The organism is Thioalkalivibrio sp. ALE21, from assembly GCF_003208255.1.
Classification (GTDB): domain Bacteria; phylum Pseudomonadota; class Gammaproteobacteria; order Ectothiorhodospirales; family Ectothiorhodospiraceae; genus Thioalkalivibrio; species Thioalkalivibrio halophilus.
Window position 1 is genome coordinate 17,866 of the sequence record NZ_QKMA01000013.1, and the last position, 25,002, is coordinate 42,867.

Annotated in this window: 23 protein-coding genes; 11 read left to right on the forward strand and 12 right to left on the reverse strand. The window is 68.5% G+C overall.

What is annotated here, in order from left to right; translation table 11 throughout:
* Nucleotides 1-28: 28 nt before the first annotated feature.
* Complete coding sequence (locus D893_RS10460) at nt 29-610, reverse strand: Fe-Mn family superoxide dismutase (RefSeq protein WP_024329360.1); 582 nt, start codon at nt 608-610, stop codon at nt 29-31.
* A 232-nt stretch (nt 611-842) separates the two neighbouring features.
* Here D893_RS10460 and ppk1 point away from each other — a divergent pair, with 232 nt between their 5' ends.
* The gene (gene ppk1 / locus D893_RS10465) at nt 843-2,933 is read left to right on the forward strand and encodes a polyphosphate kinase 1 (RefSeq protein ID WP_026288817.1); all 2,091 of its coding nucleotides are present in this window, start codon (nt 843-845) and stop codon (nt 2,931-2,933) included.
* Between the two features lie 33 nt (nt 2,934-2,966).
* Here ppk1 and D893_RS10470 read toward each other — a convergent pair whose 3' ends face one another.
* Genes D893_RS10470 through egtD form a run of 3 tightly spaced genes read right to left on the reverse strand, consistent with a single transcriptional unit; the run spans nt 2,967 to nt 6,026 of the window.
* Nucleotides 2,967-4,487, reverse strand: coding sequence for a Ppx/GppA phosphatase family protein (locus D893_RS10470; protein WP_110619750.1), 1,521 nt, complete (start codon nt 4,485-4,487; stop codon nt 2,967-2,969).
* A 2-nt stretch (nt 4,488-4,489) separates the two neighbouring features.
* Nucleotides 4,490-4,993 carry a histidine phosphatase family protein gene (locus D893_RS10475; protein WP_110619751.1) on the reverse strand — a complete coding sequence of 168 codons (504 nt, stop codon included), beginning with the start codon at nt 4,991-4,993 and terminating at the stop codon, nt 4,490-4,492.
* A gap of 4 nt (nt 4,994-4,997) precedes the next feature.
* Nucleotides 4,998-6,026: an L-histidine N(alpha)-methyltransferase gene (egtD, locus tag D893_RS10480; RefSeq protein ID WP_110619752.1), complete on the reverse strand. Its 1,029-nt coding sequence runs from the start codon at nt 6,024-6,026 to the stop codon at nt 4,998-5,000.
* Between the two features lie 115 nt (nt 6,027-6,141).
* On the opposite strand from egtD, the gene egtC reads away from it, so the two are divergent.
* From egtC to D893_RS10515, 7 genes are all read left to right on the forward strand, one after another.
* Nucleotides 6,142-6,924 carry an ergothioneine biosynthesis protein EgtC gene (egtC, locus tag D893_RS10485; protein WP_018945609.1) on the forward strand — a complete coding sequence of 261 codons (783 nt, stop codon included), beginning with the start codon at nt 6,142-6,144 and terminating at the stop codon, nt 6,922-6,924.
* 15 nt (nt 6,925-6,939) lie between these two features.
* On the forward strand, nt 6,940-8,121 hold the full coding sequence (locus D893_RS10490) for an SUMF1/EgtB/PvdO family nonheme iron enzyme (protein ID WP_110619753.1): 1,182 nt from the start codon (nt 6,940-6,942) through the stop codon (nt 8,119-8,121).
* 34 nt (nt 8,122-8,155) lie between these two features.
* Nucleotides 8,156-8,902 carry an SIMPL domain-containing protein gene (locus tag D893_RS10495; protein WP_077243941.1) on the forward strand — a complete coding sequence of 249 codons (747 nt, stop codon included), beginning with the start codon at nt 8,156-8,158 and terminating at the stop codon, nt 8,900-8,902.
* A 24-nt stretch (nt 8,903-8,926) separates the two neighbouring features.
* Nucleotides 8,927-9,247, forward strand: a complete 321-nt coding sequence (locus tag D893_RS10500; protein WP_018945606.1) for a rhodanese-like domain-containing protein — start codon at nt 8,927-8,929, stop codon at nt 9,245-9,247.
* A 97-nt stretch (nt 9,248-9,344) separates the two neighbouring features.
* Nucleotides 9,345-10,541 carry a succinyldiaminopimelate transaminase gene (dapC, locus tag D893_RS10505; protein WP_018945605.1) on the forward strand — a complete coding sequence of 399 codons (1,197 nt, stop codon included), beginning with the start codon at nt 9,345-9,347 and terminating at the stop codon, nt 10,539-10,541.
* A gap of 68 nt (nt 10,542-10,609) precedes the next feature.
* Entirely contained in the window at nt 10,610-11,431 is an 822-nt protein-coding gene (gene dapD, locus D893_RS10510; protein ID WP_018945604.1) for a 2,3,4,5-tetrahydropyridine-2,6-dicarboxylate N-succinyltransferase, read from the forward strand.
* Nucleotides 11,424-11,777, forward strand: a complete 354-nt coding sequence (locus D893_RS10515) for an ArsC family reductase (RefSeq protein WP_018945603.1) — start codon at nt 11,424-11,426, stop codon at nt 11,775-11,777. Before dapD ends, D893_RS10515 begins: the two co-directional genes overlap by 8 nt.
* 15 nt (nt 11,778-11,792) lie before the next feature.
* Here the strand turns inward: D893_RS10515 and D893_RS14045 are convergent, their stop codons facing one another.
* The 4 genes from D893_RS14045 to D893_RS10535 form a co-directional block, all read right to left on the reverse strand.
* Nucleotides 11,793-13,706 carry a methyl-accepting chemotaxis protein gene (locus D893_RS14045; protein ID WP_110619754.1) on the reverse strand — a complete coding sequence of 638 codons (1,914 nt, stop codon included), beginning with the start codon at nt 13,704-13,706 and terminating at the stop codon, nt 11,793-11,795.
* A 170-nt stretch (nt 13,707-13,876) separates the two neighbouring features.
* Nucleotides 13,877-15,208 (reverse strand): DEAD/DEAH box helicase, encoded by a 1,332-nt coding sequence (locus D893_RS10525; RefSeq protein WP_110619755.1) that lies wholly within the window; start codon nt 15,206-15,208, stop codon nt 13,877-13,879.
* 171 nt (nt 15,209-15,379) lie between these two features.
* Nucleotides 15,380-17,845 (reverse strand): EAL domain-containing protein, encoded by a 2,466-nt coding sequence (locus D893_RS10530; protein ID WP_246863913.1) that lies wholly within the window; start codon nt 17,843-17,845, stop codon nt 15,380-15,382.
* A 158-nt stretch (nt 17,846-18,003) separates the two neighbouring features.
* Nucleotides 18,004-19,629 carry a methyl-accepting chemotaxis protein gene (locus D893_RS10535; protein ID WP_110619756.1) on the reverse strand — a complete coding sequence of 542 codons (1,626 nt, stop codon included), beginning with the start codon at nt 19,627-19,629 and terminating at the stop codon, nt 18,004-18,006.
* Between the two features lie 268 nt (nt 19,630-19,897).
* On the opposite strand from D893_RS10535, the gene D893_RS10540 reads away from it, so the two are divergent.
* A complete protein-coding gene (locus D893_RS10540; protein WP_110619757.1) occupies nt 19,898-20,524 on the forward strand; it encodes a class I SAM-dependent methyltransferase in 627 nt (208 codons plus the stop codon).
* Between the two features lie 205 nt (nt 20,525-20,729).
* A complete protein-coding gene (gene cysZ / locus D893_RS10550; RefSeq protein WP_110619759.1) occupies nt 20,730-21,440 on the forward strand; it encodes a sulfate transporter CysZ in 711 nt (236 codons plus the stop codon).
* Nucleotides 21,441-21,493: 53 nt separating this feature from the next.
* Here cysZ and D893_RS10555 read toward each other — a convergent pair whose 3' ends face one another.
* Both D893_RS10555 and D893_RS10560 read right to left on the reverse strand, forming a co-directional pair.
* Nucleotides 21,494-22,717, reverse strand: a complete 1,224-nt coding sequence (locus D893_RS10555) for a hypothetical protein (RefSeq protein ID WP_110619760.1) — start codon at nt 22,715-22,717, stop codon at nt 21,494-21,496.
* Between the two features lie 245 nt (nt 22,718-22,962).
* On the reverse strand, nt 22,963-23,409 hold the full coding sequence (locus D893_RS10560; protein WP_028492305.1) for a YaiI/YqxD family protein: 447 nt from the start codon (nt 23,407-23,409) through the stop codon (nt 22,963-22,965).
* Nucleotides 23,410-23,877: 468 nt separating this feature from the next.
* Between D893_RS10560 and D893_RS10565 the strand changes: the two genes are divergently transcribed.
* Nucleotides 23,878-24,054, forward strand: coding sequence for a PLDc N-terminal domain-containing protein (locus D893_RS10565; protein ID WP_110619761.1), 177 nt, complete (start codon nt 23,878-23,880; stop codon nt 24,052-24,054).
* A 38-nt stretch (nt 24,055-24,092) separates the two neighbouring features.
* On the opposite strand, the gene D893_RS10570 is transcribed toward D893_RS10565, so the two are convergent.
* Together D893_RS10570 and D893_RS10575 are read right to left on the reverse strand one after the other, a co-directional pair.
* The gene (locus D893_RS10570) at nt 24,093-24,602 is read right to left on the reverse strand and encodes a nicotinamide-nucleotide amidohydrolase family protein (RefSeq protein ID WP_110619762.1); all 510 of its coding nucleotides are present in this window, start codon (nt 24,600-24,602) and stop codon (nt 24,093-24,095) included.
* On the reverse strand, nt 24,599-24,925 hold the full coding sequence (locus D893_RS10575; protein ID WP_077243950.1) for a PilZ domain-containing protein: 327 nt from the start codon (nt 24,923-24,925) through the stop codon (nt 24,599-24,601). Before D893_RS10575 ends, D893_RS10570 begins: the two co-directional genes overlap by 4 nt.
* Nucleotides 24,926-25,002: the final 77 nt, after the last annotated feature.

The window sequence follows — 25,002 nt, forward strand, 5'->3', positions numbered from 1 at the left end:
CGGGAACCCGCCGGGCTCGTCGCCGATCTTACTGCATCTGCCGGGCGACGAAGTCCCAGTTCACCACGTTCCAGAAGTTCTCGAGGTACTTCGGGCGCGCATTGCGATAATCGATGTAGTAGGCATGTTCCCACACGTCGCAGGTCAGCAGCGGGGTCTGGCCGTCGCGCATCGGGTTCGCGGCGTTCGAGGTATTGACGATCTCCAGCGAGCCGTCGCCGTTCTGCACCAGCCAGGTCCAGCCGGAACCGAAGTTGCCGACCGCCATCTCGTTGAACTTCTCCTTGAAGGCGTCGAACGAACCGAAGGCGCTGTTGATGGCGTCCGCCAGCTTGCCGGAGGGCTCGCCACCCGCATTCGGACCCATGCAGTTGAAGTAGAAGGTGTGGTTCCAGACCTGGGCGCCGTTGTTGAAGATGCCGCCGGCCGGGGCCTTCTTGATGATGTCCTCCAGCGAGGCATTCTCGAACTCGGAGCCCGGCAGCAGGCCGTTGAGCTTGGTCACGTAGGTCGCGTGGTGCTTGTCGTGATGGTATTCCAGCGTCTCGGCGGAGATGTGGGGCTCCAGTGCGTCCTTCGCGTACGGCAGATCGGGCAGTTCGTAGGTCATGGGACCTCCTTCTTCGCGTTCGTTCGTTATTCGTGGTGATGTCTCGCGGGGACCACCCCTTCACGGGCGATCCCGAACCCGCTAACGATAGTCACCTTGGGCGGGCGATGCAATTCCCGAGTACACCACTCGACCTTTGCCGGGCCGCGGGTGCGGGCATCGTGATACCTTTTCTTCGCAACGTAACATCGCCGTGCTGGACTGCGCGGATTCCGCGATGTACCCGTCCCCGATGCAGGATACCGACTTGGAAGCCAACGACCGTTTTCTCAACCGTGAACTCTCGCTGCTGGAATTCAACCGCCGGGTGCTGGAACTCGCGCGGGAGCCCGGCTTTCCTCTGCTGGAACGCCTGCGTTATCTCAGCATCTCCTCGACCAATCTCGACGAGTTCTTCGAGGTCCGCGTCGGTTCGCTGCTGCAGCAGGTCGAACTGAACGTCAGCGCGCCCGGCCCCGACGGCCTGTCCGCGCAGGAACAGCTGCGCCGCATCAGCCCGGCCGCGCACCAGCTGGTGGACGAGCAGTACGCGATCCTCAACGACGAACTGATCCCGGCGCTGGCCGCCGAAGGCATCCATTTCGTGCGCCGCACCCACTGGACGCCGGAGCAGCAGGCGTGGGTGCGGGACTACTTCCGCGAGCAGCTGCAGCCGGTGCTCACGCCCATCGGCCTGGACCCGGCCCATCCGTTCCCGCGGATCCTCAACAAGAGCCTCAACTTCATCGTGACCCTGCAGGGCAAGGACGCCTTCGGCCGCGAATCCGGCCGCGCGGTGGTGCAGGCCCCGCGCTCGCTCCCGCGTCTGGTGCGTCTGCCGCCGGAGGTCGCCTCGGGGGACAACGACTTCGTGCTGCTCTCCTCCATCCTGCACGCCCATGTCGGCGAGCTGTTCCGCGGCATGCAGGCCACCGGCTGCTACCAGTTCCGCCTCACCCGCAACTCCGACCTGTTCGTGCAGGAAGAGGAGATCGACGACCTGCTCAACGCGCTGGAGGGCGAACTGCCGCAGCGCAACTACGGCGCTGCCGTGCGTCTGGAGGTCGCGGACAACTGCCCCGAGGAGGTCGCCCGTTTTCTTCTGCAGCAGTTCAACCTGACGGAAGAGGCCCTCTACCAGGTCACCGGCCTGGTCAACCTCAACCGGCTGATGGCGGTCCACGACCTGGTCGACCGCCCGGATCTCAAGTTCCCGCCGTTCGTGCCCGCGCTGCCGCGCCCGCACGTGGGCGCCGAACAGATCTTCCACTGCGTCCGCGAACACGACCTGCTGCTGCACCACCCCTACGAGTCGTTCATGCCGGTGGTGGAGTTCCTGCGTCAGGCCGCCAGCGACCCGGACGTGCTGGCGATCAAGCAGACCCTGTACCGCACCGGCACCCGCTCGCCACTGGTCGAGACCCTGATCAAGGCCGCGCGCAACGGCAAGGAAGTGACGGTGGTGATCGAGCTGCGGGCGCGCTTCGACGAGGCCGCCAACATCGAGCTGGCCAACCGCATGCAGGACGAAGGCGTGCACGTGACCTATGGCGTGGTCGGCTACAAGACCCACGCCAAGCTGGCGCTGGTGGTGCGCCGTGACGAAAACGGCATCAACCGCTATGCCCACCTGGGCACCGGCAACTACCACTCCGGCACCGCCAAGGCGTACACCGACTACGGCCTGATGACCGCCGATCCGGTGATCACCGAGGACGTCCACCGGGTGTTCCAGCAACTGACCGGGCTGGGCCAGGTCTCGCGCCTGCGGCGCCTGATCCAGGCCCCCTTCCGGCTGCACGACGCGATGCTGGAGAAGATCCGCCGCGAGGCCGAACATGCCCGCGCCGGACTCCCGGCACGCATCGTCGCGCGCATGAACTCGCTCAACGAGGCGGCGATCATCGAGGCGCTGTACGAGGCCTCGCAGGCCGGCGTGCGCATCGAGCTGATCGTGCGCGGGATCTGCGCCCTGCGTCCCGGGGTGGAAGGGCTGTCGGAGAACATCGAGGTGCGCTCGGTGCTGGGACGGTTCCTCGAGCACTCGCGGGTGTTCTGGTTCGGCAACGACGGCGAACCGGAGCTGTACCTCTCCAGCGCCGACTGGATGCCGCGCAATTTCTTCCGCCGCGTCGAGGTCGCGTTCCCGGTGACAGATCCGGCCATGCGCGAGCGGGTGGCGGAGGAGTCGCTGTTCGCCTATCTGCGGGATACCGCCACGGCCTGGCGCCTGCTGCCGGACGGTCGCTACCAGCGCGTGACGCCGGCGGAAGGCGAAGCGCCGTGGTCGGTGCAGCAATGGCTGCTGGACACCCTCTCGGGGACCCAGACCACCAGCGGGTAACGCCCGGACGCGCAGCCCGGGCCCGGATCCCGGTCAGGCGAACTCCAGGCGAACCCCGACCCGTTTGAGTTCCGCCGCCTCGGCCTCCAGATCGGCGCGGGTTAGCGGGTGCGCGTCCAGCCAGCCGTCGGCGAAGGTCAGTTCCAGGCCCGCCGTGCGCGGGCGCACCGTTTCCAGCGGCAGCGGGTCGTCGGTGCGTGGGCGGTGCAGCAGCACTGCCAGCCGCAGCAGCACCACGAGATGCCGAAAACCTTCGTCGTCCCCGGGACGCGGGTCCTTCAGCAGCGAGGGCTTGAGCTTGCGCCGATGCAGCCGCACCAGGCGCGCCAGTTCCTGTTGTTCCGGCCGCGAGAACCCGGGCAGGTCGGCCCAGTCGAGGATGTATTCCCCGTGCTTGTGGTACTTCGCGTGCGACAGCGCCAGGCCGATCTCGTGCAGCTCCGCCGCCCAGCTCAGGCGATCGCGATCATCCGCCACCAGGCCCAGCTCGTCGGCCACCTGCTCCGCCAGCCAGTCGGCGGTGGCCTGCACGCGCCGCGCCTGTTCCGCGTCCACCGCGAAGCGCTCACGCAGGTGATGGATGGTGCGTCCGCGCACGTCGGCGTGGCGGATGCGACCCAGCAGGTCGTGCACCACGCCCTCGCGCAGTGCACCGTCCGAGGGATGCAGACGCTCGATCCCCAGCGCGCGGAAGGCCCCGATCAGGACCGCCAGCCCGCCGGCGATCACCGGTCGGCGGTCCTCGTTGAGCCCCGGGAGGTCGTCCAGATCCGCGCTGCGTTTCTTGCGGATCATGCGCTCGCGCAGGGCCTCCAGCGAGGCCAGCGTCAGCCCCGGCTCGGGGTCCAGCTCCAGCCCTTCGACCATCCGGCTGAGGGCCAGGATGGTCCCCGACGAACCCAGCGCCTGTTCCCAGCCGAGCCGGCGATAGGCGCCGACCAGCGGCTGCAGCTCGCGCCCGGCCTGCAGTTCCGCGGCCTCGAACGCACGCCGGGTCAGGCGCCCGCGCGGGAAAAACCGGCGGGTGAAGCTGACACAGCCCATCTCCAGGCTCTCGGCCCGCTCGGTCTCGAAACGCGCACCGATAATGAACTCGGTACTGCCGCCGCCGATGTCGATCACCAGACGCCGGTCCCCCTCGTCCGCCAGGGTGTGAGCAACCCCCAGATAGACCAGGCGGGCCTCCTCGCGCCCGCCGATGATCTCCACCGGGTGCCCCAGCGCCGCCTCGGCGCGCTGCAGAAAGCGATCGGCATTGCGCAGCTGGCGCAGGGTATTGGTACCCACCGCGCGCACGCTGCCGGGCGGCAGCCCGCGCAGGCGCTGGCCGAAGCGCTCCAGGCAAGCAATGGCGCGTTCCGCGACCGCCGGGTCCAGCCCGCCACGGGCATCCAGCCCGCTGGCCAGCCGCACCATGTCCTTCAGCCGGTCCTGCATCAGGACCTCGCTGCCCTGACGCCGCGCCACGATCATATGAAAGCTGTTGGAACCCAGGTCCACCGCCGCGACGGTCTCGACCTGCCCGGGCTGGCCGGCCTGTCCCTCGTTCGTCATGGTCAGGCCCCGCCGAGGCGCTCCAGCACCCCGCGCGGCAGGTGCCAGACCAGGTGCAGCGGGCCGGGCAGATGGCCGCCCAGGCCGCAGGCATCGCCCTTGCCCATGGCCACCGGCGCCGCGCCGCCGGACAGCCCCAGAAGGCGGCCAGCGAGGCGCGACAGATCCGGCTCGTGCCCGACCAGCACGATACTGCCGCCGTTCTTCTCCTTCTGCAGCCGCTCCTGCAGCTCGGGGCCCACCAGCTGCCCCGGCCGCAGGCACTCCACGGTTTCCGCCTCGCAGGCCAGCGCCCGCGCCAGCGGCGCGGCCGTCTGCGCCGCGCGGTGCCAGGGGCTGACCCAGACCCGCGCCGGCTCCGCCAGCAGCGGCACCAGTGCACGGGCCATGGCCGCCGCGCTCGCTTCGCCTTCACGGGTCAGGGGACGATCGCGGTCGGGGCCGTCGAATGCCGACGGATCCTCGGACTGGGCGTGGCGCAGCAATACCAGATCGGGCCGTTTCACGGGATCAGGCCTCCGGGTCCGGGCGCAGCATCAGCAGCGAATACCAGCCATCGCCGGCCAGCCACTCGCGATCCCGCAGCAGACCGCTGCCCGCCAGCAGCCGGTCGATCATCGTCGCGTCGAACTTGCGCGAGATCTCGGTGCGGATCACTTCGCCCGCGGTCAGTTCCAGGGTGGTGTCGAACGTGTCCACCCGCACCTGCTGCGGGGCCTGCGCCACCAGGTGCATCTCGATACGCGAGCCCCCGTGATTGAACGGGGCGCGATGTACGAAACCGCGCTCGTCGAAATCGGCCCCCAGCTCGCGGTTGAGCACCGACAGCAGGTTCAGATTGAAGGCGGCGGTGACCCCCGCCGAATCGTCATAGGCCGCCTCCATTACGTCCACCGGCTTGACCCGGTCCAGGCCCAGCAGCAGGTGGTCATCCGGTCCCATGGTCCGGCGGATCGCCTGCAGCAGCGCGATCGCCTCGGCATCCTCGAAGTTCCCGAGGCTGCTGCCGAGAAAGGTGAACAGCCGGGCCTCGCCGTGACCGCTCTCCGCCTGGTCGTCGGTCAGGGCCTCCAGGGCGGCGATGTAATCACCCGCCAGCGCCCGGATGCTCAGCTGCGGGAAGCGCTCCACCAGCCGCGCACCGGCCTCGTCGAGGATCTCCGGACACACGTCGTTGGCGACGTAATGCGCCTGCTCGCCGGCCGCGCGTTCCAGTGGCGCCAGCAGGTATTCGGTCTTGCGCGAGGTGCCGCTGCCCAGCTCCACCAGCGTGGATGCCCCGGCAGCCGTAATGATCGCCTCGGCGTTGCGCTCCAGCAGCGAGGCCTCCAGACGGGTGGGATAGTATTCCGGCGTGTCGCAGATGGCGTCGAACAGCGCCGAGCCGCGGGCATCGTAGAAATACTTGGGTGGCAGGCTGCGCGGGGGTTCCAGCATCCCGGCGCGGAAGTCGGCGAGCAGTTCGGCGTGCGCGTCGCGAACCTCGACGGTGCGGCGGGAATAGCGCTCGGGAATGCGCTCGGCGGGAGATGCGGCCATCGGGGGTTCCGTCGTCCTGGGTTTTCCGGCACGCTAGCATGAAAACCGCGACGGCTCCCAGCACCGGAGTGCTTCGCCGGGACTTTCTCCGAACCACCCCGAACCGCCGACTCCCATGTGCCGCCACCTCGCCTATCTCGGTCCTCCCCTGCCCCTGCGGGCCCTGCTGATGGATCCGCCGCATTCGCTGACCGAGCAGGCCATCGGACCGCAGGAACTGGTCTACGCCCGGGTGAACGCCGACGGCTTCGGCTTCGGCTGGTTTGACGAGCGCGGCGAACCGCTGAACTATCGCCGCGCCGATCCCATCTGGCAGGACCCCAACCTGCAGACCCTCGCCGGGCACCTGCACCAGCCCCAGTGGATTGCGGCCATCCGCAGCGCGACGCCCGGCTTCGGCGGCGACACCGCCAATGCCCAGCCGTTCGCGCGCGACGGATTGCTGTACAGCCATAACGGCCTGATCCGGGGCTTCCTCCCGCGCATCCGCCGCTGCATCCAGCAGCGCCTGGAACCGGCGATCGAGGAGGGCATCCAGGGAACCACGGATTCCGAATACCTGTTCGCCCTGATCCGCCAGCTGCTGGCCGACGACCCGGAAACCACCCTGGAAGGCGCACTGGGCGAGGCCTTCTCGCTGGTGGCCGAATGGCTGGGGGACGAACACGCCCTGCTCAACGTGATCATCGGCGACGGTCGGCGCATCGTGGCCAGTCGCCACGCGGTGAATGCCGACTCGCCCAGCCTTTACTACACCACCGACGACGAGGCGTTCCCCGACGGCAGCGTGGTGATCGCCTCGGAACCCCTGACCGACCGCGAGGCCTGGCGGGCGGTGCCGCCGCATCATCTGCTGTGCGTGGAGCCCGAGAGCCCGCCGGAACTTCTGGCCCTGTAACGTGCTCTTGCCGACATGTCCGCGAACCCGCCCCTCAATCTGCGTGACTGCCTGGCCACCCAGCATGCGCGCCTGAACGACGCCCTCGACGGCACCCCACCCGCCGCGGGCCGCAATCAGTACCATCGCGATCTGAGCCCGGTCGACTGGCACTACGCCCACTGCCATTTCATCGAGGCGGTCTGGCTGGGCGAGCGCCTGCCGCAGCAACCGCCCGAGGCGCAGCGCGACTGGCACGACCTGTACTTCCCCGAACTGAGTCCCAAATGGCGCCGGGGCGGCCGCCTGCCCCCGCGGGACCGGCTGCGGGCCTGGGGCAACGAGCGCCAGACCCTGCACCGCGAATGGCTGGCGGACCCCGCGATCCAGGACCATCCGCTGATGGTCGGCGACTATCTCGCGGGCTTCCTTGCCCAGCACCATGCAATGCATCTGGAAACCCTGGAACAGGTTCGCTGGTTCGCCCGGCTGCACGGCGCGCAACCCGGACAGGCGCCCGCCCCGCCGCGGCCGGGCGCGGACACGGGCACCCCGGTGCCGGACCGGGACTGGATCCCGTTCGACGCCGCCCGCCACACCGTCGGCTACGCCGGCGTCGACGCCTTCGACAACGAACGCGGCGTCCACGAAACCACCACCGGACCCTTCGAGATCGCCACCCGCCCGGTCAGCAACGCCGATCATGCGGCGTTCATCGAACAGGGCGGCTACCGGCGCCCCGAGTTCTGGGATCGCGCCGGCCTGGAGTGGCTCCGGCAATCGGGTACCCGCGGCCCGCTGGGATGGTGGCGGGCATGGGATGGGCACTGGTGGCAGACCCGCCCGGATGGCGAGGCCCCGCTGGACCCGGATGCCCCGGCGATGGGCCTGTGCTGGTTCGCCGCGCGCGCCCACGCCCGCTGGGCCGGCGCCCGCCTGCCGCACGAACATGAATGGGAACGCGCCGCGCGGGAAGGTGCGTTGCAGGCCACCGGCCAGGTCTGGGAATGGTGCGACAACGCGTTCTTTCCCTATCCGGGATTCCGGGCCTATCCTTATGAAGGGTTCTCGGTGCCGTGGTTCGACGGGGAACACCGGGTCCTGCGCGGCGGCTGCGAATGGAGCGATCCGATCCTGTGCCGGCCCAGCCTGCGCAATTTCTTCACCCCGGAGAAGCGCCACGTGTTCGCCGGACTGCGCCTGGTGCGCGACCGCTAGGGAAACACTGATCAATGTCCGAGAAGGAACCGCCATGCCTGCCCCGACCTCTGTCCCGACCCGTATCACCACCCTGCTCTGCGGCCTGATCCTGGCCGGGGCCGCCACCGCCACGCCGGCCGCCGCGGGCGGCGACGGGGCCACGGTGTTCAAGCTCTCCGGCACCGCCGAGCGTCAGGTCGAGAACGACCGCATGATCGCTACCCTCGTGGCCGAGGCCCGCGCGCCCGAAGCGCGTGATGCCGCCGCCGAGGTCAACCAGCGAATGGAGGGTGCCCTGGCGCACCTCGAGGCATTCGAACACATCGACACCCGGACCCTCGACTACAGCACCCGCGCGATCCAGGACCGCAATGACCGCAGCCGGATCACCGCCTGGCAGGTCCGCCAGAGTCTGGAACTGCGCGGCGGCGACTTCGACAGCCTCACCGAGCGCGTCGGCGAGCTGCAGCAGGAACACGAGCTCACCGTCAGCGGCATCCGTTTCGGCGTGTCCGCCGAGCGCGAACGAGAAGCACGCCGCGAGATGATCGACGACGCGGTGGAGGACCTGACGGATCAGGCCCGCGCGATGGCGCGCAGCATCGGCGCCTCGCATCTGCGGCCGCTGGAGATGGAACTGACCCGCCAGCGCAGTCACGGACCGCAGCCGATGATGGCACGCTCCGAAGGAGTTGCCAGCGCCCCTGCCCTGGAAGCCGGCGAGAGCACCCTGACCATCCGTGTGGACGGTCGCATGCAGGCCCTGGGAGCGGACACCCTGCGCGTGACACCCCGATAAGCCGGGCACGACAGCGGAGACCGCATGCGCCAGATGACCGCGCCGGAACTGAACGACTACCTCGCCACGGCGGACCCGCCGCCGCTGCTGCTGGACGTGCGTGAACCCTGGGAGTTCGAGCACTGCCATATCGAGGGATCACGCCTGCTGCCGATGGGCCAGATCCCGTCGCACCGGGACGAACTGGATCCGCAGGCCGAGATCGTCGTCATCTGCCACCATGGCGTGCGCAGCCAGCAGGTGGCGGGATTTCTCGAACGAGCCGGCTTCGGCCACGTCATCAACCTGCGCGGCGGCGTGGACGCCTGGGCGCGCGAGGTGGACGTGAACATGCCCGTCTACTGATCCCGCCCGACCCGGCCCCGGCCGGTGCGGGGAATACTGGGACGTGCCGGCCTCATTCCGTATACTGACCGGTTTTCCGGCCCACTGCGAGCAAGCGATGAATCCTGACCTCGACCGGCTCCAGCCCTATCCGTTCGAACGCCTGCGGGCGCTGTTCGCCGATCTGGAGCTGCCCGGGGGCGTGGATCCGATCGCGCTGTCCATCGGCGAACCGCGGCACCCGCTGCCGGACTTCGTCGAACCCACGCTGCAGGCGGCGGTCAGCGGCTACAACCACTACCCGACCACGCGCGGCGCCCCGGCCCTGCGCGAGACCATCGCCCTGTGGCTGCAGCAGCGCTTCACCCTGCCCGACGGGATCGACCCGGAGCGCCAGATCCTGCCGGTGGCCGGCACCCGCGAAGCGCTGTTCGCCATCGCCCAGGCGGTGGTCGATCCGCATGCCGGGGCCCGCGTGCTGATGCCCAACCCGTTCTACCAGATCTACGAGGGCGCGGCCCTGCTGGCCGGGGCCGAACCGGCGTTCTACGACCTGGATTCCGAGCGCGGCTGCCTTCCCGACTTCTCGCAGGTACCGGAATCGCTGTGGAAATCGGTGCAGCTGGTGTATGTCTGCAACCCCGGCAATCCCGCAGGCACGGTGATCCCCGAGGACCAGCTGCAGACCCTGATCGAGCTGGCCGAGCGCCACGACTTCGTGATCGCCGCCGACGAGTGCTATTCCGAGATCTACCATCCGCGCGGCCATCCGCCGCCGGGGCTGCTGGGCGCCGCCGCGCGCATGGGCAACGACACCTTCCGGCGCTGCATCGCGTTCCACAGCCTGTCCAAGCGCTCCAACCTGCCGGGGCTACGCTCGGGCTTCGTGGCGGGCGATGCCGGGATCCTCGAACGCTTCGCGCTGTACCGCACCTATCACGGCTGCACCCTGCCGACCCCGACCCAGGCGGTCAGCCGCGCGGCCTGGGCGGACGAGGCCCACGTCGAGGCCAATCGCGACCTCTACGCCGAGAAGTTCGCCCGGGTTGTGCCGAAGCTCCAGGAGGTGATGGAGGTCAGCACGCCGGAAGCCGGGTTCTACCTGTGGCCGCGGGTACCGGACGGCGACGACGAGGCCTTCGCCCGCCGGCTGTATGCCGAGGCCGGGGTCACCGTGCTGCCCGGGCGCTATCTCGGCCGCAGCCACCCCGACAGCGGTTACAACCCCGGCGCCGGCCATGTGCGCATGGCGCTGGTCGCCGAACCCGAGGCCTGTGTCGAGGCCGCCGAGCGCATCGTCGCGCTGTATCGCTGAGCCCGTCACGGCCCCTTTTTCGCACCACCATTTTTCCGTCCTACGATCGACCACAAGGAAACGTCACCATGTCGGACCTGCAGAACACCATCGAAACCGCCTTCGAGCGCCGCACCGAGATCAGCCCGCGCAACGTCGAGACCAGCGTGCGCGACGCCGTGAACGAGGCGCTGGACATGCTCGACAGCGGCCGCGCCCGCGTCGCCGAGAAGAACGGCGGCGAGTGGGTGGTGAACGAATGGCTGAAGAAGGCCGTGCTGCTGTCCTTCCGTATCTCGGAGAACGAGTTCATCAAGGGCGGCTTCACCAACTACTACGACAAGGTCGCCTCCAAGTACGCCGACACCTCCAGCCGCGACTTCCGTGAAGGCGGCGTACGCGTGGTGCCGCCGGCCACCGCCCGCCACGGCAGCTACATCGGCCCCAACGTGGTGCTGATGCCTTCCTACGTCAACATCGGCGCCTACGTGGACGAAGGCACCATGGTGGACACCTGGGCCACGGTCGGCTCCTGCGCGCAGATCGGCAAGAACGTCCACCTGTCGGGTGGCGTCGGCATCGGCGGCGTGCTGGAGCCACTGCAGGCGAACCCGACCATCATCGAGGACAACTGCTTCATCGGCGCACGCTCCGAGGTAGTCGAAGGCATGATCGTCGAGGAAGGCGCAGTGATCTCCATGGGCGTCTACCTCGGCCAGTCGACCCGCATCTACGACCGCGAGAACGACGAGATCATCCGTGGCCGCGTGCCCGCCGGCGCGGTGGTCGTGCCCGGAACCCTGCCGGCAGAGAACGGGAAGTACTCGCTGTACTGCGCGGTCATCGTCAAGCGCGTCGACGAGCAGACGAAGGCCAAGGTCGGCATCAACGAACTGCTGCGCGATGTCTGAGGTCGTCCTCCACGGCATCGCCAACTGCGACACCGTGCGGCGGGCACGCCGGGCGCTGGAAGCGGCCGGCGTGGAATATCGCTTCGTGGATTTCCGCAAGGACGGGCTGGATGCCGAACGCCTGCGGGAATGGGCGATGGAGCTGGGCTGGGAGGCCCTGATCAACCGCCGCGGCGCAACCTGGCGCCAGCTGCCGAAGGAACAGCGCGAGGCCCTCGACGAGGACAGCGCACTGGCCCTGATGCTGGAGAAGCCGACCCTGATCCGCCGTCCGGTGATCGAACACGCCGGCCGCGTGCGGCTGGGCTGGGGCCCGGAGAACGCCCGGGCCCTGGGCGCCGAGTAAGCGCCCGGGTTCGCCTCAGTCGCCGGACTTGCGGTAGCCGGCGACCTCCTGCTGCAGCTGCCGGGCGAGGCCCTCCAGGGCCTCCACCGCCTGCTGCATATCGGTCGCGCCGTCGGCACTCTGGGCCGCCAGATCGTTGATATGGTGCACGTTGCGGTTGATCTCCTCGGCGACCTGGCTCTGCTGCTCGGTGGCGCTGGCCACCTGCCGGGTCATGTCATCGATGGTGCTGACCGACTGGTCGATGGCGTCCAGTGAACTGCGGGCCTCGTCCGCCTTGCCAACGCTGGATTCGGCCTGCTGCTGACTGGCATCCATGGCCTCCACCGCACGGCCGGCCGCGCCCTGCAGCCGCTCGATGATCCCGCGGATCTCCCCGGTGGAGTCGTTGGTGCGCTGCGCCAGGTGCCGGACCTCGTCCGCCACCACCGCGAAGCCGCGTCCGGCCTCCCCGGCACGTGCCGCCTCGATGGCCGCGTTCAGCGCCAGCAGGTTGGTCTTGTCGGCGATCTCCTCGATCACCTGCAGGATCGTACCGATGTTGTCGCTGTCGCCCTTGAGCTCGTCGATCACGTCGCGCGAGCGGTTAATCTCCCCGGCCAGGGCATTGATGGTCTCCTGCGTGGCGGACACCACGTCGCGCCCCCCATGCACCGCCTGAGTCGCCTGATCGGCCTGCTCCGCGGTGCTCTGGGTATTGTTCGCAACCTCCTGCACGGTGGCCGACATCTCGTTCATCGCCGTCACCACCTGCTCCACGTCACTGCGCTGCTCGCCGGTCGCCCGGCTGAGTTCCGCACTGCGTCCTTCCAGCTGACGCGCCGAGGCGGCGATGCCGTCGGCCGCGTCCGCGACCTGGCCTATCAGTCCCGACAGCCGTTCCATCACCTGGTTGAACGCACGGCCGGTGCGGCCGATCTCGTCGCGCGTGGCGATATCCACGCGATACCCCAGATCCGCCGAGCCGCAGCCCACCGCTTCCAGGCCGGTGGCCAGACGCTCCAGCGGCCGGGTCAGCACCCCGGCGTAGATCCAGCCAATGGCCAGGGCGACCAGGAAGGCCACCACCCAGAGCCCCCACAACAGCCACCACAACATGTTCACGGGGGCATACAGCTCGCCCAGGGTCTGGTCGACGATCAGGCCCCAGTGGACGTCATACTCCTGCGCCATTTCCGGGAGCATCCGGGTCAGACCCCATTTGCGGTCACCGTCGCCGCTGAGGAATTCGCCGCCCGGGTCCCCTTCGCGATGGCGCAGCGGGGCCTGCATGATGGTGTAGTCGCTCATGTCGTAGCCGAACCGGTCCATGTTCCGGTGCCCGATCAGCCGTCCGTCGCCGTTGAACAGCGTGGCGCGACCGGTCTCTCCGATCGCCACGCGGTCGGACACCGCCTTGACGGCGTCCATCGGCAGCTGCGCCGCCAGGACCCGGCCGTCATCCAGGGGTTCCAGATAGGTGATGAAGCGCCCGTCGGCGGAATCCGCCCCGACGTCGACATCCAGCAGGCGGTCACCGGCCTGCGCCGCGCGCACCTTGCCGTCACGGGTGGCGCCCGGGCCCGCCCCGGCGCGTTCGGCCATGCGCCCCGACTCCGCCAGGACTGCCCCGGCGTCGTCCAGCAGGCCGGCCCAGCGGAACCCTTCGTACTCGGCACGCAACCCTTCCAGCGCCGTTTCCGCATCCCGCGGATCGGCGAGCTCGGCCCGGGCCACGCTGCGCAGAGCCTGACCGTGTTCCACCACGCGCCGGTCGACTGCCGCCTGCACCTGCTCGCCGACGTTGATCAGCGTCTGTTCCAGGCTGGCGTTCAGCTGACCCTTCATGCTGTGGAAGGTCACCCCGCCCATGATGGACAGCGGGATGGTGCTGACCGCGATCACCAGCAGGATCAGTTTGAGGCGCAGGCCCTGTATCTTCATCGTCATCCTCCGGTTCCTGATCCCTTTGACGGCCAAACTCCAGCCGCCTTGAGCCCCACGAAAAAACGCACCCCGGGAGGTGCGTTTCGTGTACTACTTCACATTTCTTCGGGAGCGGACGGAAGACGCTCGCCCCGCATTCCCCGGTGCCGCGCCGCGACACCGGGGAAGCCGTGTCAGCGGCGCCCGGAGGCGGCCTGACCGCGACCCCGGCCTTCGGCGCCGCGGCCCTGCCCCTGCCGCGGGCCACCTCCGCCGCGTCCGGAACGATTGCCGGCGCCATTTCCTTTGCCCTTGCCACGGGGAGCACCACTGCCCTTGCCACGGCCACGGCGGGGGCGGTCATCCGCCACCGGCTGCGGCGCCGCGTAGCCGTCGGTCTCCATCCGCTCGATCGGACGCTGGATCAGCTTTTCGATCCCGGCCAGCAGCTTCAGCTCGTCGCCGCCAACCAGCGACAGCGCCGAGCCTTCACACCCCGCGCGGCCGGTGCGGCCGATGCGATGCACATAGTCCTCGGGCACGTTGGGCAGCTCGAAGTTGACCACCTGCGGCAGCTGGTCGATGTCCAGCCCGCGCGCGGCGATATCGGTGGCCACCAGCACCGGCACGCGGCCGGACTTGAACTGTTCCAGCGCCCGGGTGCGGGCGTTCTGGCTCTTGTTGCCGTGGATCGCGGCGGACTGCACCCCGTCCTTGGTCAACTTGTCCGCAAGGCGATCGGCCCCGTGTTTGGTCCGCGTGAACACCAGCACCTGCTCCCAGTCGTTGCTGCGGATCAGATGGCTCAGCAGATCCCGCTTCTGATGGCTTTCCACCAGGTGGACCTTCTGCTCCACGCTCTCCGAGGCGGTGTTGCGTGCCGCCACTTCCACGCAGGCCGGGTCGGTCAGCAGGCCATCGGCCAGCTTGCGGATGTCATTGGAGAAGGTGGCCGAAAACATCAGGTTCTGCCGCTTCTTCGGCAGCATCGCGATCAGCTTGCGGATGTCGCGGATGAAGCCCATGTCGAGCATGCGATCCGCCTCGTCCAGCACCAGGATCTCCACCCCGGACAGGTCGATCGTCTTCTGGTTCGCGTGATCCAGCAGGCGCCCGGGCGTGGCTACCACCACGTCCATGCGGCTGCGCAGCGCGCGGATCTGCGGATTCATGCCCACCCCGCCGAAGATGGTCATGGAACGCTGCTCCAGATGCTGGCCGTAGGTCTTCACCGAATCGTGAACCTGGGAAGCCAGCTCCCGCGTCGGGGTCAGCACCAGGGCGCGCGGACGGCCGTTGCCGGCGCGCGCCGGCGGATTTTCCGCCAGCTTCTGCAGGATCGGCAGGGTGAAGCCGGCGGTCTTGCCGGTTCCGGTCTGGGCCGCGGCCAGCAGGTCGCGACCGGCCAGCACTTCGGGGATGGCCCCGGCCTGGATCGGCGTGGGATGGGTGTAGCCGGCGGCGGAAAGCGCGCGCAGCAGGGGGTCGGCCAGATTCAGGCCGGCAAAAGTCGGTTGGTCAGACATGAGTGCTCCAGCGCAACCCGCCGCTCAACGCTCGGCCAAGGGGCACCCATCGGGGAAGACGACATCGGGGGGATCGAAACGATCAAGTGAACGGACGCTGACGGGCGAGGCGTTCGGTAATCCGCCACCATACGGCCTTCCCGGCCCCATTACAAGCCAGCGCGGGCTGGCTCAGTCACGGCAGGGGCACTGCTCGGCCGGCACCGGAGGGGACCACAGATACCCCTGCCCCTCGCGACACCCGACCTGCAGCAGGAAATCACGCTGCGCTTCGGTCTCGATACCCTCGCCAATCACTTCAAGATCCAGGGTCCGCGCAAGCGCGAGGATCGCACGAATGATGTCCTCGTTGGAGCGGGAACGCCCGATATCCTGTACCAGCGACTGGTCCAGCTTGAGGCGGTTCAGCGGCATGCGATGCAGCCGGGCCAGATTGGAATAGCCGGTGCCGAAATCGTCCATTGCCAGCTCGACTCCCAGCTCCTTGAGCCGCCCCAGCTCGGCCAGTGCGTTCTCCGGAGTACGCATCAGCATGGTCTCGGTCACTTCCAGTTCCAGGCGATGCGGTTGCAGGCCGTAGCGGTCCAGGACCGACTGCACCATTCGGGTCAGATGCCCGTCTTCCAGCTCCATCACCGACAGGTTCACCGCCATGCGGGGGACATGAAGCCCCTGCGCATCCCGCTCCGCCAGGTGGGCGCAGGCCTGGTCCAGCACCCACTGATCGATCGCCATGACCAGCCCGGTTTCCTCGGCCAGCGGGATGAATTCGCCCGGGGACACCCGGCCCCGTTCCGGGTGGTTCCAGCGTACCAGTGCCTCGACCCCGGTCAGGACGAACGGGTCCAGGCCATATTGGGGCTGCAGAAACAGCTCGAACTCCTCGCGCACCAGCGCCTCGCGAAGGTCGCTTTCCAGCAGGGTGCGCCGCGATGTGCGTTCCCCCAGACCGGAGACGTAGGCTTCCCGGCGGTTGCCTCCTCCGCGCCGCGCCTCGTCCAGCGCCAGTTCCGCCGCGGTCACCAGTTCTTCGGTGGTGGCCCCGTCCACCGGGAATTCCGCATAGCCCGCGCTTACGGTAACCCGCAGGGACCGTCCCGCCAGCCGGAACGGTTCGCGCAGCACGTCCAGGAGTCCGTCGAGCCACTGCTCGCGGGCCTCCCCCGCTGGCGGCCGTTCCAGCAGCAGGGCAAACTCGTCCGCGCCGGAGCGCGCCACCGTGTCCTGCGGGCCGGCATACTGTGACAGACGCTGGGCGACGCCGAGGAGGACCTGGTCCGCCAGCGCCGTGCCCAGCGTCTCGTTCAGCCCCTTGAAGCGGTCGACATCCAGCAGGACGATCAGCCGTCGCGACTCGTCCTGCCCCATCGCCATCTCGATGCTATGTCCGATCCGGTCGTGCAGCAGGGTCCGATTGGGCAGCCCGGTCCGGCTGTCGTAATGGCTCAGAAGGCGCAGCTGCTCACGCTGTTCAAAGCTCTGGGTCAGGTCGGTCCAGCTGCCGATGATCTCGCCCACTCCACTACGGGTGGGCGCGGGACTCCACTGCATCTCGTCCCGCACGCGGCGCACCCGGCCCCGGGCGTCATACAATCGGTATTCGATCACCGCATGTCCCTGCTCCCGCGCCTGTTCACGCGCCCGCCGGGCCAGGGTTCGGTCCTCCGGATGCAGACGTTCACGCCACCAGCCGGGTCGCAGCGCTTCCTCGGGGGAGTAGCCGAACAGCGGATGGAGGTTGCCACTGACCCAGTGCAGCGGGTCCCCGGCGGAGGACAGCGAGTAGATCACCACCGGCGAGCTGTCGAGCAGATGCCGAAAGCGGCGGTTGGCCCGTTTCAGTTCCCGCGCGCGCCACCGCACCTGCCAGCGCAGGACCAGTGCCAGCACGCCGAACAGAAGCACCAGCCCGCCCGCGCTCGCAAGGACCGGCGCCGCCCAGCGGGGCAGTACCCCCCGGACTTCCGGGGTCAGCGTCTCGGCCATGGCACGGTGATACGGTGAATCGGGCGTGCCCTTCCACGAAGCCAGATGACGATCCACGGCCTCCAGGATGGCCGGGTCCAGCGCGGGCGAGGCGGCGAAATACAGCCCCGTGTGGTCGAAGGAGACCGGCGTTTCGAACAGCCCGGAGCGCTCCGCGTGACGCCCGCCGTGGAAATTGTTGGTCACCGCGACGTCCGCAGCCCCCGCGTCCACCGCCTCCAGCACCCGGTCCAGAGACTGGCGGCTTGCCAGGCGCGGCTCACCATCCCCCGACGGCTCCATCTCCCGGGTCAGCCAGCCCTCGTGCACCGAACCCTCCAGCACCGCGATCCGCTGGTCCGTCAGGTCCGCCAGCGAGCGCACCGACGCCTCGCGCGGGGCATAGACCTGGCTCCATGACTGCGCGACCGGGATTTCGTGGAAACGAAACCGATGCTCGCGCTCCCCGGTCAGGGCCACATCCGGCATCAGGTCCAGTTCGCCCCCCTCCAGTTGCGCCAGGCATTCGGCCCACTGGCAGTCCCGGTACTCCAGGCGCCACCCTTCCCGCTCGGCCAGGGCCTCCAGCAGGACCGGGAACAGCCCGGCCGGGCGTCCGTCTTCCCGTGTGTAGATCTTGGGCTCGTTCTCGTACAGCCCCACCCGCAGCATCGTCGGGTCGTCCCGCGAAGTATCGCCACCACATCCGGCGAGTACAAAAAAGCCCGCGACCACCAGCGTGGGCGCAGGCATTCGCCATAGCCGATCTACGGCGTTCCCTGCTGTGGACATGCGGGCCTCCGGCCTTCCACCGTTCGACCCGTCTTATCCTACACCCGAAAACGCTCCACGCGCTGGCGCAATTCGGACGCCAGTCGCGAAAGCTGCTCGCTGGCCGTGGCCACCTGGCTGGAGGCGCTGAAGCTCTCGTCCGCCACGGTGCTGATGTTCTGCACGTTGCGGTTGATCTCCTCGGAGACGGTGCTCTGCTCCTCGGCCGCGCTGGCGATCTGGGTGGTCATCTCGTCAATCGTGCGGATGGACTGGCTCAGCTGCTCCAGGCGATCGCGCACACCGTGGACTTCCTCGACCACGCTGCGGGCACTGTTCTCGTTGGTCTCCATCGCGCCCACTGCGTTCTTCACGCCCTTCTGCAGGCCGGTAATGATGGAACCAATCCGCTCGGTGGACTCGTGGGTACGCCCGGCCAGCACCCGCACCTCGTCGGCCACCACCGCAAAGCCACGGCCGGCCTCGCCGGCCCGCGCCGCCTCGATCGCCGCGTTCAGGGCCAGCAGGTTGGTCTGCTCGGTGATCTCCTGGATCATGTTCAGGATCTGGCCGATCTCTTCGCTCTTCTCGGCCACCTCGCGCACCGCATCCGACGAAGAGTGGATCTCGGAAGACAGCCGGTCCACCGCCTCGGCGGTCTGGCGCGTGGTCGCGTTGGCCTCGGTGGCCGCCTGATCGCCGGCGCCGGCCGCGTCCGCCGCGGACTGGGTGTTGCTCGCCACCTCGGCCACGGTCGCGGACATCTCGTTCATCGCGGTGGCCACCTGATCGGTCTCATCCTTCTGGCGCGCCACGCCATTGCGGGTCTGCTCGGCCACCGCCGCCAGCTGATCCGTCGCCGAGGCGACCTGCTCCCCGGAATCCACCACCTGGCGCACCAGGCTCTGCATGTCCTGTTCCATGGTGTTGAAGGCGTCGGTCGCCACGCCGATCTCGTCGCAGCCACGCACCGGCAGCGGCTCTCCGCGCAGGTCGCCGTCCGCCATTTCCACCGCCCGGGCACGCAGGGCGTCGATCGCGCGCACCAGATAGCCGGCCAGCAGTATCGCCATCAGCACCCCGGCGAGGATCGCCACGCCGGAGGTACCGAGCATAATCCCCGCCGCCCGGAACTGTGCGCCGCGCGCGGCTTCGCTCATGGCCTCGCTTTCGGCCGTCAGCAATTCCTGCATGCGCTGCAGACCCTGCTCCATGGTTTCCAGATGCGCGAGTGTCTGCCGACTGTAGGTCGCCTCCGCTTCGCCGTCATTGCCGTCCCGCACGGCCCCCGTAATGGCATGTGCGCTGGCGTGCAGGTTGTAATGCGGCTGCTCCAGGCGGTCGAACGCCCGGCGAAATTCCGGGCTGGCCATTTCGTAGGCTTCGGATTCCTGGAAATCGTAATACCACTGCCCGAAATTGCACTGGGTATGGTCCAGCTCGCCGGTGAATTCATTGCCGGTCAGCAGCGACTGCGACAGATCCAGCGCCCATTTGACGTGCTGGGTCTCCATCTGGATCTGGAACTGCACGTCCTCCATGCGTTCCATCGCCGCCTCGTACTGCGCCGTGGCGTACCGGTCCCCGGTCAGGCTGGTCACCGCCATGGCCACCATCAGGAGCAGGACCACGCCGAAGGCCAGGGCCAGCTTGCTGCGAAGCTTGAGGTTAGCGAGCCATTGCATCGGGATCCCCTTTGAAAAATCTGTGAACTATTTAACGCCACAAAGTCCCGAAACTTAAACCACATTGACAACGGCGTCTTCCAAGACCGAGCCCTTCACTCGGGCATCAACCAACCCTGCAGACCGATAATCCGGATCCCATGCGGCGAACCTGCGCCACCTCAATGCCGCGCGTGCCCTCGCCCGGGCATGCACGGATCCACGCACGCGGGCACGATCCGGTATCCTGCGTGTTCGTCCCGGCCGCCCCCCGCGAACCGCCCAGCACATGCTCCGAAGCCGCATCTACGACAGCCTGATCCTGCGCATGACCGCGCGCTGGTACGCCGAAGTCCTGGAGCGCCTGCCGCCCCGGGTGGCCCTGCTGGACGTCGGGATCGGCACCGCCGGCGCACTGCTGGCAAACGCCGAGGCCGTCACACGCAAGGAGCTCGCGATCACGGGGATCGACATCGACCCCGACTACGTCGAACGCGCGCAGCAGCGGCTGGCGGCATCGTCGGTGGCCGCCCGGGTCACGGTGCACCGGCAATCGGTCTACGAGCACGCCGGCGGCCCCTACGACGCGGTGTATTTCTCCGCCAGTTTCATGCTGCTGCCGGATCCCGGGGCGGCCCTGCGCCACTGTGCCGGCCTGCTGCGCCCCGGCGGTCGGATCTACTTCACCCAGACCATCCAGCAGCGCCCGTCACCGGTGCTGGAGCGTCTCAAGCCCGCCCTGCGCCGGATCACCAGCATCGACTTCGGCCGCGTCACCTACGAGGACGAGTTCCGCGCCCGGCTGCGCGCCGCCGGTCTGCGGCTGGACGAATGGACCGTGCTCGAACGTCACGGCGCCCGGGCCGCCTGCCTCGCGGTGGCATCGCCGGAGAGTGTTACGCTGGATCCATGCTGAACGTCGCACCAAAACCTTTACCGGAGCGATTGCGCAAGCACCACCCCTGCCCTCCACCACACGGCCTGAAGCGGGACACAAGCGCCCCCTTCGAGCAGGGCGAGCGCCTGCGGGAACTCGGCTGCGAGGTCGTCCAGGGCTACGGCATCGCACGCCCGATGCCGGCCGAAGAGATTCCCCGGTGGCTGGCCCAGTGGCAGGCGGGATGAACGCCCTGTTCGCCTTCCTCGCACCGTTTCGCGGGCTGGCGCGCGTATTCGACCCGGGCCTGCGCGGCCTGGTGATCGGTCCGCTGCTGATCAACATCGCGGTCATCGTCGGGATCGGCATCGCCGCCGGATTCGGTTTCGAGATCCTGCTGGACACCTGGCTGCCGGCCGGCTGGGACTGGCTCGCCTGGTTGCTCTGGCCGCTGTTCGTGCTGACCCTGCTGGTGGGCTTCGGGGTCTCCGCGGTGGCCCTGGCCGCGATCATCGCCAGTCCTTTCTCCGGACCGCTGGCCTACCGCACCGCCCGGGGCCTCGGCCACGAACCGCGCCAGCCCGCACGCTCGCTGGCGGGCGAGATGGGCCACGCCACGGCCACCGCCCTGCGCAAGTTCGGCTATTACGCGCTGCTGTTCATCCCGGTGTTGCTGATTACCGTCATTCCCGGCATCAACCTGCTGGCCTCGCTCGCCTGGTTCGTCTTCGGCAGCTGGGTTCTGGCGGTGGAGTTCCAGGAGCCGCCGCTGGCCAACGACGGCCTGACCTTGGCCGAAATCCGCAAGGGGCTGGGCACGCGCCGTCCGGAGACCCTCGCGTTTGGCGCCGGAACGACCCTCCTGGCGATGGTGCCGGTGGTCAACCTGCTGCTGGTCCCGGCGGCAGTGATCGGCGCCACCCACCTGTGGGCGCGCCAGCAGTCGCGAGGCTGAGAGGACGGGGCAGGGTCAGGACCCGTTGCGCGCCGGGGAGGTCTTCCTGCCGTTCACCGTTCCAGCCGTTCGGTCAGACGGCGGAATTCCTCGCGGATCTTGTCGTTGCGGAATTCCGCGGTCTCCGGGACCTGCAGTTCGGACAGGGTCTCGAAGGTGTCCAGGCCATCGCGGATCAGATCCGCCACGTTGGCGCTGAGCTGCACGGTGCGGTAGGTGTTGACCGCTACCTGCTTCTCGTAACGGCTGATCTCCAGCGCCTCGGCCACCTGTTCGCGCTGGCCGGTCACCACCTCCAGGTACAAATCGATCGCCTGACGGGTCAGCTCGTTGGCCGCGATGTTGGACTCCAGGCTGTCCCGGTGCCCGCCCTCGCGGATCAGTTCCCGGGACTGGGCGATGATCTCGTCGGCCTCTTCACGGTAGGCCTCCAGGCGCGGGACGATCTCCCCGTCCACCCGCTCGACGAAGCGCTCCTGCATGGTCACCACCAGCCGGTGCAGGATCACCACCATGCCGTAGTAGCGGCCGGCCACGTTGAGGTTCTCTCCGCTCTCGCGGGTGAGCTCCTCGAGGCGCTGCGTCAGCGTGCGGATGCTGCGGAACACCACCGCCATGGACACCACGTCGTCGCCGATCGCAGAGCTCATCCACAGTTCCAGCTGGTCCGGCGGCATGGACAGACCCACGTCCTCCAGCGCCGCGGCCATATCGCCCTTGAGCGCCTCCAGGTCCTCCTCGTACGCGGCGATGTTGCGCTCGCGTGCCTCGATCAGGCGGTCGAAGTCGCCGCGCGTGCGGGCGGTCATCTCGCGCAGGGTCTCGGTGGGCGTGAAGCGGGCCAGGGTACTGGCGTCGGTATCCGGCGCGAACATCCGCTCCTCGCGCAGATCGGCCCGGCGTTCCTGCTCGGTCATGATCCGGTCTTCCAGCTCCCGGTACTGGCGACGCATGGACACGATCTCGGGCACGTCCATGACCTCCAGCGCGTCATCGATCAGGTCGTCGATGTCCTCCCGGGCGCTCTGCTGATCGCGCCGCAGCCAGCGGCTTTCCGGCAGCTCGGTCAGCTCGTCGAAGTGCCGGCTCGCTTCGCCCAGCAACTCCACCGCCCGACGCTGGTCGAACGACAGCGCGTCCTCCTCGCCGTCATCCTCCTCCACCACCTCGTCGATGGCGACCCCGTCGAGCGCCGCCGGATCCTCGCGGTCCGAGGCCGCCACCGGGGCGCAGACCAGCGCCAGGCCCGCGAACACCGCCAGTACTTGCCACTTCATCGCATGCCCTCCAACACTCGGGGTCCATCATGCCACAGGCCCGTACGGCGCCGGGCACCCCTCCAAATGAAGGCGCATCGACAGCTCCACCCTGCAGGGCGAACCCACGGGTGAAACGAAACTCCCGGAGGTGGAGGGGCGCGATGCCCTGGTTCTGCACCGGAACGAGGACGCCCTGGAGAACCCTTCGAGTTCGACGACGACAAGATCGTCGAACACCGACCATACACCCAGCTGGAACTGCCCTAGGTGTTACGCGCCAGCCAGCGGTCCAGGGCATTGCCGAAGGCCTGACGGTCGCGCGGGCCCAGTGCCGCCGGCCCGCCGGTGTCGACCCCGCTGGAGCGCAGGGTGTCCATGAAGTCGCGCATGCTCAGCCGCTCGCGGATATTGTCGCGGGTATAAAGCTCGCCCCGCGGGTTGAGCGCCTCGCCGCCCTTTTCGATCACCTCGGCCGCCAGCGGGATATCCGCGGTGATCACCAGATCACCCGCCTCGAGCCGCCGCACGATCTCGTTATCCGCCACGTCGAAGCCACTGCCCACCCGGATCGAGTCGATCAGCTTCGACGGCGGCGTGCGCACCGGCTGATTCGCCACCAGGGTCATCGCCACCCCGGTGCGCTTCGCGGCCCGGAACAGGATCTCCTTGATGACCGCCGGACAGGCGTCCGCGTCCACCCAGATCTTCATACGGATGCCCCCGCATGCCCCGACATCCGACGGACAGGCACGCGGGACCCGCGGTCGGGCACTGACCCCTTTCTCATGGTTCCCTCTCGGAAGTTCGGACGGCTCAGTCCGGATCGATTCCCGGGTCCGCGGCCACCGCAAGCCAGTAGGGCTCGGCCTCGCAGGAACAGCAGTCGCACCAGACTTCCACACCTTCGTGCATGCTCGGGCTCCGGACGGCGGCCGTCGGCGTGCCCTCGTCGCCGGTCTCGCTGTCGCGCTCTTCCGCTCGCCTCGTCGGAGCCCCCGGATCCGGGGGAGCACCCGAACCCGACGTTGCGGGAATCCTCCGCATGACCATACCTCCCGTGCCGCCGGCACCCTTCAGTAACTTTTCCGTATAGACCATCGCCCCGGCGGGCTGGTGTTCCGGCCCTGCACGTGATATCCGTGCGTTCGACGCGATTCACGCCGCTACCGGAGCACCGCATGGGCATTGAAATCACCGGCATTCTGGGCCTTGTCTGGCTGCTGATCATCATCTGGGCGATTATCCGGACCGCACAGAGTCCCGCCGGCCCGGTGGTGAAGGTCCTGTGGATCCTGATCCTGCTGTTCCTGCCCCTGCTGGGGCTGATCGCCTGGCTGCTGCTCGGACCGAAGTAGGCCTCCGCGCACCGCGGTCCGCTCGCCGGGCGCGTGCTTCAGCCCAGTTCGTGCTCCAGCAGCGAGGCCAGGGCATGCAGCATGGCCTGGCGACGGACCTCGTGGCGCTCGCCGTCGAAGTGCCGCGTCTCGGTGCGCACGGCTCCGTCGCGCGCCTGCCAGCCGAAGCACACCATGCCCACCGGCTTGTCCGGCGAACCGCCGCCCGGCCCGGCGACGCCGGTGACCGACAGGGACAAGTCGGCGCCGCTGTGCGTCAGGCCGCCCGTGGCCATCGCGGCCGCCACTTGTTCGCTCACGGCGCCATGGGCGTCCAGCAACGCCGGATCCACGCCCACCAGACGGGTCTTGGCCGCGTTGCTGTAGGTCACCCAGCCACACTCGAACCAGGCCGAACTGCCGGGCACATCGGTCAGTGCCTGGGCAATCCCGCCCCCGGTGCAGGATTCCACCGTGGCCATGACCAGCCCGCGCGCAGTCATCCGCTCGCCCAGGTCATAGACCAGGGCCGACAGCCCGGTGACATCCGCCTTGCGCAATTCGGTCATGGTGTCGCGTCTCCCGTGGGTTCTTCTTCAAAGGCCACCGCGAGGCGCCATCGGCGCCGGCCCTCACGGTCGGGATCCGCGCTGTCACAGCGCAGCACCCGTCCCCGCCGCTGCAGGTTCTCGATGCGCGGATCGGGGCTCGGCACCGTCACCATCACCACCACCCCGGCATCCACCTCGAAGCCGGTCATCAGCGCACAGCCGCCGGCGGCCAGGTCATGGATTTCCACTCGCGTGGTCTGCCCCGAACCGGTCCAGTACACCTCCCCGGTCACGCCCACGGGGATGCGACGATCCCGCCGCCGGTCCTCCTCGCCAAACATGTCTCCATCCTTGCCCCTGGGGATTCGGACTCCGAGTCTGACACATTCCGGTTCGTTTGCAGCAGGGGCTGCCCCGA

Excerpts from the sequence above, each read along its gene's own strand:
- D893_RS10460 (WP_024329360.1), bottom strand. The coding sequence starts at position 610 with ATGACCTACGAACTGCCCGATCTGCCGTACGCGAAGGACGCACTGGAG.
- ppk1 (WP_026288817.1), top strand. The coding sequence starts at position 843 with ATGCAGGATACCGACTTGGAAGCCAACGACCGTTTTCTCAACCGTGAA.
- D893_RS10470 (WP_110619750.1), bottom strand. The coding sequence starts at position 4,487 with ATGACGAACGAGGGACAGGCCGGCCAGCCCGGGCAGGTCGAGACCGTC.
- egtD (WP_110619752.1), bottom strand. The coding sequence starts at position 6,026 with ATGGCCGCATCTCCCGCCGAGCGCATTCCCGAGCGCTATTCCCGCCGC.
- egtC (WP_018945609.1), top strand. The coding sequence starts at position 6,142 with ATGTGCCGCCACCTCGCCTATCTCGGTCCTCCCCTGCCCCTGCGGGCC.
- D893_RS10490 (WP_110619753.1), top strand. The coding sequence starts at position 6,940 with ATGTCCGCGAACCCGCCCCTCAATCTGCGTGACTGCCTGGCCACCCAG.
- D893_RS10495 (WP_077243941.1), top strand. The coding sequence starts at position 8,156 with ATGCCTGCCCCGACCTCTGTCCCGACCCGTATCACCACCCTGCTCTGC.
- D893_RS10500 (WP_018945606.1), top strand. The coding sequence starts at position 8,927 with ATGCGCCAGATGACCGCGCCGGAACTGAACGACTACCTCGCCACGGCG.
- dapC (WP_018945605.1), top strand. The coding sequence starts at position 9,345 with ATGAATCCTGACCTCGACCGGCTCCAGCCCTATCCGTTCGAACGCCTG.
- dapD (WP_018945604.1), top strand. The coding sequence starts at position 10,610 with ATGTCGGACCTGCAGAACACCATCGAAACCGCCTTCGAGCGCCGCACC.
- D893_RS10515 (WP_018945603.1), top strand. The coding sequence starts at position 11,424 with ATGTCTGAGGTCGTCCTCCACGGCATCGCCAACTGCGACACCGTGCGG.
- D893_RS14045 (WP_110619754.1), bottom strand. The coding sequence starts at position 13,706 with ATGACGATGAAGATACAGGGCCTGCGCCTCAAACTGATCCTGCTGGTG.
- D893_RS10525 (WP_110619755.1), bottom strand. The coding sequence starts at position 15,208 with ATGTCTGACCAACCGACTTTTGCCGGCCTGAATCTGGCCGACCCCCTG.
- D893_RS10530 (WP_246863913.1), bottom strand. The coding sequence starts at position 17,845 with ATGCTGCGGGTGGGGCTGTACGAGAACGAGCCCAAGATCTACACACGG.
- D893_RS10535 (WP_110619756.1), bottom strand. The coding sequence starts at position 19,629 with ATGCAATGGCTCGCTAACCTCAAGCTTCGCAGCAAGCTGGCCCTGGCC.
- D893_RS10540 (WP_110619757.1), top strand. The coding sequence starts at position 19,898 with ATGCTCCGAAGCCGCATCTACGACAGCCTGATCCTGCGCATGACCGCG.
- cysZ (WP_110619759.1), top strand. The coding sequence starts at position 20,730 with ATGAACGCCCTGTTCGCCTTCCTCGCACCGTTTCGCGGGCTGGCGCGC.
- D893_RS10555 (WP_110619760.1), bottom strand. The coding sequence starts at position 22,717 with ATGAAGTGGCAAGTACTGGCGGTGTTCGCGGGCCTGGCGCTGGTCTGC.
- D893_RS10560 (WP_028492305.1), bottom strand. The coding sequence starts at position 23,409 with ATGAAGATCTGGGTGGACGCGGACGCCTGTCCGGCGGTCATCAAGGAG.
- D893_RS10565 (WP_110619761.1), top strand. The coding sequence starts at position 23,878 with ATGGGCATTGAAATCACCGGCATTCTGGGCCTTGTCTGGCTGCTGATC.
- D893_RS10570 (WP_110619762.1), bottom strand. The coding sequence starts at position 24,602 with ATGACCGAATTGCGCAAGGCGGATGTCACCGGGCTGTCGGCCCTGGTC.
- D893_RS10575 (WP_077243950.1), bottom strand. The coding sequence starts at position 24,925 with ATGTTTGGCGAGGAGGACCGGCGGCGGGATCGTCGCATCCCCGTGGGC.